This window comes from Thalassobacillus cyri (assembly GCF_900107755.1).
Taxonomy (GTDB): Bacteria; Bacillota; Bacilli; order Bacillales; family Halobacillaceae; genus Thalassobacillus; species Thalassobacillus cyri.
Genome location: NZ_FNQR01000025.1, coordinates 48,268 through 60,576 on the forward strand (window position 1 = coordinate 48,268; position 12,309 = coordinate 60,576).

Here is a 12,309-nt window from a genome sequence, read left to right on the forward strand (position 1 = left end):
GATTGATAAAGGAGGTAAATACAACAATATGGCACGTAAAACTAACACTCGTAAACGTCGTGTGAAAAAGAATATTGAGAGTGGTGTGGCTCATATCCGTTCCACTTTCAACAATACGATCGTTACTATCACCGATGTGCAAGGTAACGCAGTAAGCTGGAGCAGTGCTGGTTCCCTAGGTTTCAAGGGTTCTCGTAAATCTACTCCATTCGCTGCTCAAATGGCTTCTGAAGCTGCAGCTAAAGCAGCACAAGAGCATGGCTTGAAAACATTGGAAGTAACCGTTAAAGGCCCAGGTGCTGGACGTGAAGCTGCCATCCGTGCACTTCAAGCAGCAGGCTTGGAAGTAACAGCTATTCGTGACGTAACACCTGTACCTCACAATGGTTGCCGTCCGCCAAAACGTCGTCGTGTATAATTTATCTGTATAGAATTTGTAACCCTGTCTATAATGGGTTATGATAGCTATTTAACAGCAACGCATGTATAACAGACAATACGGAACGTTATTTGTTCTAAATCGGGGACTGCCTACCTGAGGAATTTCGGTTAGACAGGAGGTCTAACCGAGGTTTCGACGTTTTGAAGGAGGGTTTTGTTTAATGATCGAAATTGAAAAGCCGAAAATTGAAACGGTTGAGATCAGCGATGACGCCACTTTTGGGAAATTCGTTGTCGAACCGCTCGAACGCGGGTATGGTACAACACTAGGTAACTCCTTGCGTCGTATCCTACTATCCTCGCTTCCTGGCGCTGCTGTCACATCTGTTCAGATGGAAGGGGCTCTTCATGAATTCTCCACCATTGATGGAGTTGTAGAAGATGTTACCACTATCATTCTGAATCTGAAGCAATTGGCCCTAAAGATTTATTCTGAAGAGGAAAAGACTTTAGAAGTCGATGTACAAGGCGAAGGGAAAGTAACTGCTGCTGATATTACGCATGATAGTGATATCGAGGTATTGAATCCGGATCTTCACATTGCAACACTTGGCCCGAATGCCAACTTGCAAATGCGTATCACGGCTGAACGTGGTAGAGGATATCGCCCGGCAGAGGGGAACAATCATGAAGATTTACCAATTGGAGTCATTCCTGTTGATTCCATCTTCACACCAGTATCACGTGTAACATACCAAGTGGAAAACACACGTGTCGGTCAGTCTGCAAACTTTGATAAACTTACGCTGGATGTATGGACAGATGGAAGTATCCGTCCCGAAGAGGCTGTATCTCTAGGCTCTAAAGTCTATATGGAACACCTTAATATCTTTGTCGGCCTGACTGATGAAGCACAAAAAGCGGAAATCATGGTGGAGAAAGAAGAGGACCAAAAGGAAAAAGTGCTTGAGATGACTATTGAAGAGCTTGATTTGTCCGTACGTTCTTATAATTGCCTGAAGCGTGCGGGAATCAATACAGTCCAAGAGTTGGCCCATAAGTCAGAGGAAGATATGATGAAGGTCCGTAACCTCGGGCGTAAGTCACTAGAAGAAGTAAAATACAAGTTAGATGAACTCGGACTTGGTCTAAGAAAAGACGATTGATCGATAGATTGCATCTAAGAGAGTCCAAACAAGGGAGGGATAATCAATGGCTAGAAAATTGGGTCGTACTACAGATCAGCGCTTAGCGTTGTTACGCAACCTGGCGACGGATCTAATTATCTATGAACGTATTGAAACGACTGAAGCAAAAGCGAAAGAGCTTCGTTCTGTCGTGGACAAAATGATCACACTTGGCAAGCGTGGGGACCTACACGCTCGTCGTCAAGCAGAAGCGTATCTATACAGTGCTTCAGCTGATGAAGAAGGGGATCAGTCAGCACTACAAAAACTATTCTCTGACATCGCTCCACGCTATGAGGATCGTCAAGGTGGTTACACTCGTGTCCTGAAACTTGGCGAACGTCAAGGGGATGGCGCGAAGATGGCGATCATTGAATTAGTTTAATGAATAACAAGGGTGCAAAAGGGCAGGACGGAATCTCAGCTAGAGGTTGGTTCCAGCCCTTTTTTGTTTTGCACCTTTACAGGAATTTCCCATTCTTTCAAGGAAATTAGACATTATTTCCCCGGAAATAATATATTAGCCGAGCAGAGGGGGAGCAAGTTTGTCGCAATTTATCGAGTTTAGAGACGTATCTTTCCGTTATAGAGAAGACCAGCCGTGGGTACTGGAGAATGTAAGCTTTACAGTCCATACGGACGAATGGTTAGCGATCATCGGTCATAACGGGTCAGGGAAATCAACGATAGCTAAGTTGATGAATGGTCTTCTCTTACCTCAACAAGGAGAAATATTGGTTGATGGAATAGTAGTCAATGAGGAAACAATTTGGGATATACGAAAAAAAGTCGGGATGGTGTTCCAAAATCCTGATAACCAATTTGTTGGAACTACGGTAAGGGATGACGTGGCGTTCGGTATGGAAAACCACGGGTTGCCCCGGGAATTGATGTTAAAAAGAGTCCAAAGCAGCTTAGCAGCTGTCGGAATGAGTAATTATCAATCTCATGAACCTCATCGTCTTTCTGGAGGACAAAAACAGCGAGTAGCCATAGCTAGTGTTTTGGCTGTTGCTCCTGAGCTGATTATTCTTGATGAAGCGACTGCTATGCTTGACCCAAAAGGCAGACTGGAAATTATGGAGACGATACGACAGGTACAAGAAAACCAGGATCTCTCTTTAATTACCATCACGCATGATTTAAGAGAAGTAATAAAAGCGGATCGAGTATTAGTTATGAATCAAGGACGCAGGTGGCTGGAAGGTGATCCTCGAGAGGTTTTTGCAGAGAAAGATGCTTTAATGAATATTGGCTTAGATACTCCTTTTGTGACCAAACTGGCTGCTGAATTGTCAGCTGCTGGTTTGAATATACAGCGTGAGCCACTTAATCACCAGGAGTTGTTGGAGGAATTATGGACATTACATTCAAAGATGTAAGTTATATCTATCAACCTAATACTCCGTTTGAGCATCGTGCTTTAAGTGAGCTATCGTTTCACATCAGATCAGGCTCCTTTATAGCGATAATCGGGCATACAGGCTCTGGCAAGTCCACCTTGCTTCAGCATCTGAACGGACTTCTGCGGCCAACTGAAGGCGAAGTTACCATTGGAACTTACAAAATAAGTGCTGATGAGAAGACGAAGAATATAAAAAGTTTGCGGGAAAAGGTAGGCGTTGTCTTTCAATATCCTGAGCATCAATTGTTTGAAGAAACCGTCGAGAAAGACATTGGGTTTGGACCACTTAACTTTCATGTTGATCAAGAAGAAATCAAACGGAGAACTCGGGAAGCAATCAAGGCTGTAGATTTGCCGGAGGAACTTTTACACCGTTCCCCTTTTGATTTAAGTGGGGGACAAATGAGGAGAGTAGCTATTGCGGGAGTATTGGCTATGGATCCGAACGTATTAGTATTAGATGAACCCACTGCAGGTCTGGATCCTCGTGGTCAAAGGGAAGTTATGGATATGTTCTCCAATCTCCATAAAGAAAAGAAACTTACTACTGTTCTTGTTACCCATAGCATGGAAGATGCACTTCGTTATGCTGACCATATCATTATTTTGAAGGATGGGAAAAAGCATTTGGAAGGGCCTCCCCTGGAGGTTTTAGTACGTAAGAAAGAATTGGAACATGTCCAATTGGATGTTCCTGAAGTCATTCAATTCTTAAGTGAAGTAGAAGAGAAATTTGGAAAAACGATCTCCTATCATAATCAGAACATAGCACAATTAGCAAAGGAATTGGCTGCTATGGTAAAAGGGGGAGACGACCATGAGTAGCAGTATGATCATCGGTCAATATGTACCCGGGAACTCCGTTATTCATCGTCTCGATCCCAGGACAAAAATCACTATCATTTTTTTCTTTGTGCTGATCGTATTCTTTGCTAATTCTGTTATGAGTTATGGTCTGCTTACCTTATTTGCGGTAGGGAGCGCTGTTTCTACTAAAATACCAGCAAACTATTTAATCAAAGGGCTGCTGCCTGTTTGGTTTTTGATTGTATTTACTTTTATTTTGCATTTATTCGTCACTAAAGAGGGAGAAGTACTATTCAGTATTTTTACCTTTGACTTTTATACTGGTGGATTTATTCAAGGTTTAGCTATTTCGTTGCGCTTCTTTTTGTTGATTTTAGTGACCTCGCTGCTCACCTTAACCACAACCCCAATTGAAATAACGGATGCCATTGAAAGTATGTTAGGACCTTTGAAAAAGATACGCTTTCCTGTCCATGAGCTTGCTTTGATGATGTCGATTTCGCTCCGGTTCATTCCCACTTTGATGCAAGAAACAGAAAAGATATCAAAGGCGCAGGCATCGCGTGGGGTCGATTTTCGAACCGGCCCTGTCAAAGACCGTATCAAAGCTGTTGTCCCACTGCTTGTCCCATTGTTTGTCAGTGCATTTAAACGGGCTGAGGAGTTAGCCATGGCAATGGAAGCAAGGGGGTACCAGGGTGGTGAAGGAAGAACGAAACTGAGAGAGCTAAGTATCGGCAGGCTGGATATTTATATATATATTTTGTTTGTCCTTGTTATCATCGGTTTATTCATGACCCGCTCGTAGGATGGAGGAAGCTTTATGCAAAAGTTGAAATGCATCATCCAATATGATGGAACAGCGTTCTCGGGGTATCAAGTGCAGCCGAATGGCCGTACCATCCAGGCCGAAATCGAAGCTGTTTTATCTAAAATGCATAAAGGGGAAGTGGTGAAAATTATTGCTTCCGGCCGGACTGATGCTGGGGTCCACGCGGTCGGTCAGGTCATTCATTTCACCTCTGACCTTAATATTCCGCTGGATGGATGGAAGCGGGCATTGACTGCCATGCTTCCGGCAGATATTCGCGTGGCAGACGTTCATTACGCGAATGCTGATTTCCATGCGCGCTATGACACCACTGGAAAAGAATATCGCTATAAGGTGTTGAACCAAACGGAAGCTGATTTATTCCGTCGTCATTACAGTTATCACGTTCCACAGCCACTAAATATTGAAGCGATGAGGAAAGCATGCGACTATTTAGAAGGAGAACATGATTTTACTTCTTTTTGTTCAGCACGAACAACGGTGAAAGGTGATAAAATACGGACAATTACCAAAGCGGGTATTGTCGTCGAAGGAAATGAGCTTACTTTCATTTTCCGTGGCACAGGTTTTCTTTACAATATGGTTCGGATTCTTGTTGGTACATTACTGGAAATCGGTAATGGAGAACATGAGCCTGAAAAGATTATGGAGATGATCCGTGCCAGGGACCGAAGTGCCGCTGGGAAAACCGCACCGCCCCATGGCTTATTTTTATGGCAAGTCTTTTACTAAGCACCTTTTTAAATAGAATATTATCAAAAAAGTAAAAAACAACTGTCCCTGGTGTAACATTTGCTTGACATTAAGGGTGTAAGTATTATAATATGTTCTATGGCATTTTATTTCTATACCACGATTAGCCCCGGAAACTAATCGTATCGAGATAAATGAAGCTCTGTGAAACATTTAAACAATTCAGGAGGGAAACCGACATGCGCACAACTTTCATGGCTAATGAAGGTAACGTTGAACGTAAATGGTATGTTGTGGATGCAGAAGGCAAAACACTTGGTCGTCTATCAAGTGAAGTCGCTGCTATCCTACGTGGTAAGCATAAACCAACTTATACACCGCACTTTGACACTGGTGATCACGTAATTATCGTCAATGCAGAAAAAATCGAACTATCAGGTAAGAAACTTAACGATAAAATTTACTACCGTCACACTAATTATGTAGGCGGTTTGAAATCTCGTACAGCTAACGAAATGCGTACAAAATACCCTGAGCAAATGCTTGAAATTGCAATCAAGGGTATGCTGCCTAAAGGAAGCCTGGGACGTAAGATGGGTAAAAAGCTTCACGTGTATGCTGGCCCAGAGCACAAGCACGAAGCACAACAACCAGAAGTTTACGAACTTCGCGGATAATCTAAGGAGGTAATGAAGAGTGGCACAAGTACAATACAACGGTACTGGACGTCGTAAAAAGTCAACTGCACGTGTACGCCTTGTTCCTGGTAACGGCCGTGTAGTAGTCAACAACCGTGACGCGGAAGACTACTTCCCGTATGAAACCCTTCGTACAATTCTAAAGCAGCCTCTTGCTGTTACAGAAAATGAAGGTAACTATGATGTATATGTAAACGTTGATGGTGGTGGATTCACTGGCCAGGCTGGTGCTGTCCGTCATGGTATCGCTCGTGCGCTATTGCAAGCGGACCCTGACTACCGTACACCATTGAAGCGTGAAGGCCTATTGACACGTGACAGCCGCATGAAAGAACGTAAGAAATACGGTCTTAAAGGCGCTCGTCGTGCACCACAATTCTCTAAGCGTTAATCTTATATCACTATCTAAGTCTCTGGTCTATTTTAGATCAGAGGCTTTTTTGTACTTTAGGAAAGTTTAACGTTGTTAGGGTCAAAGTAAAAGAAAATACTAAGGCTTTCTAATATAAGGAAGAATGAAAGTGGGGCGTATGAAGGTGATTGTTTCCTTCAGTGGCGGATGGGGAGTTTTACACAATCGTCATGGACGGCCCGAATGTCACAAAGCCAATTTTCGGCCAGGCAAAGCATTTGTACAGCATGAACACTTCCTTTAGATTTTCAAGTGTCAGGTAAGGCGTAGACAAGCATATTTTCCTGACTTGTCCCATATAGTTGAAAGAGAATGTTATGGGAGAGGGTGGGGAGACGTGTACCATCGTCTAAAGGTGTTCACATGGTTATGTGGTTTGGCATTATTGATTTTTTTAATTGCTTATCCAGTGCAGGAAGCAAAAGATACATGGCAGACTTGGTCTCTTCCTTTAGCCGGGAAAGTGATAGTGCTTGATCCGGGGCACGGAGGAGTGGATGGAGGGGCAGAAGGCTCTGACAATACACAGGAAAAAGATATTGCCCTGAACATTTCTAAATATCTGCAGGATTATTTACAGCAGGCTGGCGCATTGGTGTATCTGACACGTAGTGATGACCGTGATCTGGCGGAGGAGGGTACGGAGGGATTATCCAGAAGGAAGTCAGAAGACATACGAAACCGGTTAGCATTCATTCATGAGAAAGAACCCGATTTCTTTTTGAGTATTCATCTGAATGCCATACCTGCTACTCAATGGCACGGGGCACAGACATTCTATTATCCTGATTTGGAACAAAGCGAAAACCTGGCGAAATTCATACAAGCGGAAATCATCCGCAACCTGGAAAATACGGAAAGAACCGCGCTTGCTATAAATGGCATGTACCTGCTCAAACATGCAGATGTTCCTGCAGCACTGGTGGAAGCTGGTTTTTTATCCAATACTCATGAACGCAATTTATTGAAAAAAGATAGCTACCAAAGAAAAATGGCTGCTTCCATCTATGAGGGGATTTTGCGTTATACCAGTGAAGAAGAATATCCGGAAGCGGATTGACAGATTTCACCATCCTTGATGCAAATCACTTATTAAGTATATGAAATATGTTATACTTGCTGTGATTGAAACTATTCAAAGGATGGTGAATCATTCGTGTTAACTAAAGAAGAAGTACAAAAATTACTTCATCCAATCGAAGATCCGTTTTTACATAAAACGTTAGAAGAAACAGGTGGAGTTGAAGAGATTAAAATTAAAGAAGAAAAGAACCATGTCAGTGTTAAGGTTGGCGTGGCTAAAACAAATACTGCAGAACAAATGCAGCTTCAGCAGGAAATTGTCAATGTGCTGAAAGGCGCTGGAGCTGCCACTGTGGGATTGCGTTTTACCCAGCTTCCAGATGAAGTTATCGAGAAATATCAACAAAGTGCACAGCAAGCAGAAGAAGCTTCACTGATGAATGGACAGACAGGCACCACCTTCATTTCGATTGCCAGTGGTAAGGGCGGGGTAGGTAAATCTACCGTTACGGTGAACTTAGCTATTGCTCTTGCTCGTCTAGGTAAAAAAGTTGGCATCATCGACGCTGATATATACGGCTTCAGTGTGCCGGATATGATGGGTGTCGAAGAGCGGCCAGTCGTACGAGGAGAAAAGATCCTGCCGGTAGAGCGTTTTGGTGTGAAGGTGATTTCTATGGGGTTCTTCGTAGAAGATAATTCACCAGTCATCTGGCGTGGACCTATGCTGGGTAAGATGTTGACCAGCTTTTTTAAAGAAGTGGAATGGGGCGATTTAGATTATCTATTGCTAGACCTGCCGCCAGGAACAGGTGATGTAGCGTTGGATGTACATTCTATGCTTCCTTCTTCCAAAGAAATCATTGTCACCACACCACACCCAACTGCTGCATTTGTAGCGGCACGTGCGGGACAGATGGCTATTCAAACCGAGCATGAAATTCTTGGTGTAGTTGAAAATATGGCTTACTTTGAAAGCCAGGTTACAGGTGATAAAGAATATGTCTTCGGCCGTGGTGGCGGAGAAAAGCTGGCTGAGCAGTTAAAAACTGATGTACTGGGACATATTCCTTTGCGCCAGCCTTTTGAAGAAGAAGATATCTTTGCGCCTTCCGTATATCAGGAAGACCATCCTACTGGACAAATTTACCGTAACGTAGCGGCAAAGGTAATTGATCGCACATCATGAATACTTTAAAAAAGGTCACGCGATCCATCAATGGATGCGTGACCTTTTTATGTGGAATCAGGTGAGATGAGGTGGCTAAACTTAATTACTCAGTCGTGCCGCCGCCACCTTGCCCACCGCCACCTTGGCCTCCACCGCCTTCTTGAGACTTTTGGTCTTGTTGACCTTGACCACCTTTCATCTTTTCAGCGGCTTTCAGCAGTGTGTCAGTCATTTCTGCTTTAAACAAAGGACTGTTCAAGGTTTCCTGAATGGTTTTCTCTAAGTGCTCACGGAATTTTTGCCCTTCCATGACGGTTTGCATCTGCTCAATCATTTCTGGATTTTGAAAAACATCAATTAAAAGTTTCTGGTATTCAGAATCCTTCATCAAGCCTTTCAACAGTTCCTCATGTTCTTTTTTCATCGAGTCAGCGAAACCTTTTACAAATTTCGGGTCTGAAAACATCTTTGTCCAAAATTCTTTTCCTTGTTCAGAGGTTAGTGCTTTGTTGACTGCATCGGACACTACCTTTGATTCAAGGGCCATCGCTTGCTGCATTTTTTCATCTGACATTACTTCAGTCATGGCTTTTTTGCCATCATCGGACTTTAATATATCTACAACCATTTTTTTGGTGGTATCATAATCCGTTTGTTGTTCATTTCCAGAGGAATTCCCTGCACATGCGGTGAGAAACAATGCAAATAATCCTATGAACAATAAGCTGCGTTTCATGGACATTTGGAATGTCCCCTTTCTTTGTCCTATTATTAGTTAATATGGGGAAATGCTCGAAAAATATTCGCTATATCATTAAGGAAAAAAACGGGTGTTCATGATAAAATACCAAAGGGAAGGTTATAAGAAGAATTAGGAGGAACAATAGTGACAAGTCGTAAATGGGTGCGTCTTTTTTTGACGACTTTAGTGCTTGGTGGTGTGTTGACACTACTGACAAGCTTTGTTGTTAAAGCGGATGCTTATGCTAACGTGTTACGGCCGTTCGATTTCTTTGAATTGATCGGACTGTTGTTATTTTTTTCAGGTCTTGGATTTATATTCAGTATTATCAGTCAGATGGGTTTTTTCGCTTATTTGACCGTGCATCAATTTGGCTTAGGAATGTTCAAGGGCCTGTGGCCTGCCATTCAATTGTTTTTAATTGCATTTACCTTATTTGATCTGGTTTATTTCAGGTACCAAGCGGCTGGCAAAGGGGCTTCAGTTTGGCCATTCTTGCTTACTGCCTTAGGGTTGCTGGCTGTAAGTTACATTGTCGCTTATGTAAAAAGGAAAGAAACAAACGCTAAAGCCTTTGTACCTGCCTTATTTTTCATGGTAGTGGTGACGACGATTGAATGGGTACCTGCTTTAAGATCAGACGGGCAGGATTATGTTTGGATGATGATTATCCCACTATTGGCATGCAATGCTTACCAGTTATTGCTGCTTCACCGTTTAAATAATAAGGAACCACACAATAACTAAGGAAAAAAGCCGGACATTGGCCGTCCGGCTTTTCTGATATCATTTAATTTCTTTTGCACTTGCTTCGCTTCCCGCAACCATATCTGTGACTCTGACCAGCTTCAAGCCCTTGCCTTTCAAACCAGGCAATATGGTTTCGAGAGCTTTTGGGGTTTGTTTAGCCGAGTCAGAAGCGTGGAGAAGAATTATATCCCCTTTTGAGCTCTTTTTCATCACTTGATCCACAATTTCATCCGTGCCTGGGTTTTCCCAATCCCTCGGATTTACACTCCATTGGACAACATCATAGCCTTTCTCGTCAGCGATCTTCAATACTTCTTTATTGAAATGACCATGAGGAGTCCGTAACAGTGTGACGTCTTCGTACCCCAACTTATTGAATATTTCCTCTGCGTAATTCAGATCTTTCCGTACTTGTTCTGGTTTTTGTTCTAAATAGCTAGTGTATCGATAGCCCATCATACCGATTTCATGTTCCCCTTCATTGATTTTTTTCATCAATTCAGGATGTCGCTCTGCCCATTCGCCACTTACAAAGAAAGTAGCCTTAGCATCATGTTTAGCTAATTGGGCTAACACATCATTCACTTTTTCTGTGCCCCAACTGATATTGAATGTAAGAGCAACAGATGATTGCTTGTCATTCCCTCTGCTTAATGCTTCTGGTCCATTCTCGCTTGAAAAAACAGATAGTGAGCTAAATTGGCCGACCCACAAAAATAAGGCACAAAATAATGCTAAAAGTACAATAACCGCGTATTTTTTTATTTTTTTAAGATGCCATACAAAAAAATGCATACGAACCCTTCTTTCCGAGTGGACTTGCTACATTCTATGTATGAACTGTCCAGGCTATTCGGTTCGGTAAATTTTTCTAATAAAATTATTTGTGTAAGGGAACAATGAAAAGACAATCTTTCAATGAGGTGATGACGTGCTTGGTTTGTTGATAAACGAATTAGAAAGAGAAGAAATAGAGTATCTGATCAAACGAGAAATGGACGAGCTTTTATTTGACTTGGATGATCATCGCATTGACCATATGGTAAAACGGGCCATGCAAGAGCGTTATGAACTTCTTTTTGAGTTGTTCAAACGTATTGCCAATCATAAAGAATGTTTAAAGTACATGCCAAGAAAGAAAAAGCACCAATAAGGGGTTATGTGTTATATTCAGTATAACAACAGGTATAAGTAAGGGAGTGGGGAACTATGACGGAAATCAAAGGGATCCTTTTTGATTTGGACGGAGTGATTACGGATACAGCAGAATACCATTATGAAGCATGGAAAAAACTAGCTGAAGACATCGGTATTTCATTTGACCGCGACTTCAATGAGAAGTTGAAAGGTGTAGGCAGGATGGAATCTTTAGATCTGATCCTGGAGCATGGGGGTAAAGAATTATCAGGAGCGGATAAAGAATATTACGCCTCTAAAAAAAATGATCATTATAGAACAATGATTTCAAATATCACCCCAAACGATTTACTGCCCGGAATATTAAAATTCATGGAAGAAATCAAATTGGCAGGGATTAAAACCGCACTGGCTTCCTCCAGTAAAAACGCTCAGCCAGTCATTGAAAGACTGGAAATCACCCATCTGCTGGATGAGGTGGTGGATGCCACTAAAGTAGAGCGAGGCAAACCCGATCCAGAAATTTTCTTGAAAGCAGCTGAACAACTCAATGTATCAGCAGCTGGCTGTGTCGGGATAGAAGATGCCCAGGCAGGAGTCGAAGCGATTAAGTCAGCAGATATGTTTGCGGTAGGTGTCGGACAATCATTGAAAAAGGCTGATTGGATTGTCCAAGATACGACAGAATTGAATTTGAAAGACCTGCGAGAGAGATTTTAGTAAAAGGATAGGGTCAAGAAAGAAGGGATTTTGTTCCCTTCTTTTTTATATGGTGGTTGCGCTCTGATAATAATTTTCCCATTCTATAGAAAAACTTTAAAAAAGATATTGCGTAAATTGTATTTTATATGCTATATTTATTTCTGTTGTCGGAAAACAAATCACAGCCAACAAAAAACACAACAAAACTTGTAATAATTTGTTGACAATGATTAGCGGCCATGATATATTAATATTCGTCGCAAAAACGACACACAACAATTTGATCTTTGAAAACTGAACGAACCAACCAGTACGTCAAATTAATTTCTTCATTATATGAGGAAATAAAACAACGCACTTTAGCAGTGC

At 42.1% G+C, this 12,309-nt stretch carries 16 protein-coding genes; 14 read left to right on the forward strand and 2 right to left on the reverse strand.

What is annotated here, in order from left to right; genetic code table 11:
* Positions 1-28 precede the first annotated feature (28 nt).
* The 11 genes from rpsK to BLV00_RS20440 all read left to right on the forward strand — a co-directional run bounded on the left by rpsK (position 29) and on the right by BLV00_RS20440 (position 8,627).
* Positions 29-418 (forward strand): 30S ribosomal protein S11, encoded by a 390-nt coding sequence (rpsK, locus tag BLV00_RS20390; RefSeq protein ID WP_028781738.1) that lies wholly within the window; start codon positions 29-31, stop codon positions 416-418.
* Between the two features lie 184 nt (positions 419-602).
* Positions 603-1,547 (forward strand): DNA-directed RNA polymerase subunit alpha, encoded by a 945-nt coding sequence (locus BLV00_RS20395; protein WP_093046754.1) that lies wholly within the window; start codon positions 603-605, stop codon positions 1,545-1,547.
* Between the two features lie 46 nt (positions 1,548-1,593).
* Complete coding sequence (gene rplQ / locus BLV00_RS20400) at positions 1,594-1,953, forward strand: 50S ribosomal protein L17 (RefSeq protein WP_093046755.1); 360 nt, start codon at positions 1,594-1,596, stop codon at positions 1,951-1,953.
* A 160-nt stretch (positions 1,954-2,113) separates the two neighbouring features.
* A complete protein-coding gene (locus tag BLV00_RS20405; protein ID WP_093046756.1) occupies positions 2,114-2,950 on the forward strand; it encodes an energy-coupling factor ABC transporter ATP-binding protein in 837 nt (278 codons plus the stop codon).
* A complete protein-coding gene (locus BLV00_RS20410) occupies positions 2,926-3,798 on the forward strand; it encodes an energy-coupling factor ABC transporter ATP-binding protein (RefSeq protein WP_093046757.1) in 873 nt (290 codons plus the stop codon). The genes BLV00_RS20405 and BLV00_RS20410 overlap by 25 nt, the downstream gene beginning before the upstream one ends.
* Positions 3,791-4,588, forward strand: coding sequence for an energy-coupling factor transporter transmembrane component T family protein (locus BLV00_RS20415; RefSeq protein WP_093046758.1), 798 nt, complete (start codon positions 3,791-3,793; stop codon positions 4,586-4,588). The genes BLV00_RS20410 and BLV00_RS20415 overlap by 8 nt, the downstream gene beginning before the upstream one ends.
* Positions 4,589-4,603: 15 nt before the next feature.
* Positions 4,604-5,344 (forward strand): tRNA pseudouridine(38-40) synthase TruA, encoded by a 741-nt coding sequence (gene truA / locus BLV00_RS20420; RefSeq protein ID WP_093046759.1) that lies wholly within the window; start codon positions 4,604-4,606, stop codon positions 5,342-5,344.
* A gap of 200 nt (positions 5,345-5,544) precedes the next feature.
* Positions 5,545-5,982: a 50S ribosomal protein L13 gene (gene rplM, locus BLV00_RS20425; protein ID WP_093046760.1), complete on the forward strand. Its 438-nt coding sequence runs from the start codon at positions 5,545-5,547 to the stop codon at positions 5,980-5,982.
* Positions 5,983-6,001: 19 nt separating this feature from the next.
* Complete coding sequence (gene rpsI / locus BLV00_RS20430; protein ID WP_093046761.1) at positions 6,002-6,394, forward strand: 30S ribosomal protein S9; 393 nt, start codon at positions 6,002-6,004, stop codon at positions 6,392-6,394.
* A 376-nt stretch (positions 6,395-6,770) separates the two neighbouring features.
* Complete coding sequence (gene cwlD / locus BLV00_RS20435; RefSeq protein WP_425441711.1) at positions 6,771-7,475, forward strand: N-acetylmuramoyl-L-alanine amidase CwlD; 705 nt, start codon at positions 6,771-6,773, stop codon at positions 7,473-7,475.
* Between the two features lie 96 nt (positions 7,476-7,571).
* Entirely contained in the window at positions 7,572-8,627 is a 1,056-nt protein-coding gene (locus BLV00_RS20440) for an Mrp/NBP35 family ATP-binding protein (RefSeq protein ID WP_093046763.1), read from the forward strand.
* Between the two features lie 85 nt (positions 8,628-8,712).
* Here the strand turns inward: BLV00_RS20440 and gerD are convergent, their stop codons facing one another.
* Positions 8,713-9,351 (reverse strand): spore germination lipoprotein GerD, encoded by a 639-nt coding sequence (gerD, locus tag BLV00_RS20445; RefSeq protein WP_245729032.1) that lies wholly within the window; start codon positions 9,349-9,351, stop codon positions 8,713-8,715.
* 144 nt (positions 9,352-9,495) lie between these two features.
* Between gerD and BLV00_RS20450 the strand changes: the two genes are divergently transcribed.
* The gene (locus BLV00_RS20450; RefSeq protein WP_093046764.1) at positions 9,496-10,098 is read left to right on the forward strand and encodes a KinB-signaling pathway activation protein; all 603 of its coding nucleotides are present in this window, start codon (positions 9,496-9,498) and stop codon (positions 10,096-10,098) included.
* Positions 10,099-10,137: 39 nt separating this feature from the next.
* Here the strand turns inward: BLV00_RS20450 and pdaB are convergent, their stop codons facing one another.
* A complete protein-coding gene (gene pdaB / locus BLV00_RS20455) occupies positions 10,138-10,896 on the reverse strand; it encodes a polysaccharide deacetylase family sporulation protein PdaB (RefSeq protein WP_093046765.1) in 759 nt (252 codons plus the stop codon).
* Positions 10,897-11,032: 136 nt separating this feature from the next.
* Between pdaB and BLV00_RS20460 the strand changes: the two genes are divergently transcribed.
* Together BLV00_RS20460 and pgmB are read left to right on the forward strand one after the other, a co-directional pair.
* Positions 11,033-11,254 (forward strand): hypothetical protein, encoded by a 222-nt coding sequence (locus BLV00_RS20460; protein WP_093046766.1) that lies wholly within the window; start codon positions 11,033-11,035, stop codon positions 11,252-11,254.
* 56 nt (positions 11,255-11,310) lie between these two features.
* Positions 11,311-11,958 (forward strand): beta-phosphoglucomutase, encoded by a 648-nt coding sequence (gene pgmB, locus BLV00_RS20465; protein WP_093046767.1) that lies wholly within the window; start codon positions 11,311-11,313, stop codon positions 11,956-11,958.
* Positions 11,959-12,309: the final 351 nt, after the last annotated feature.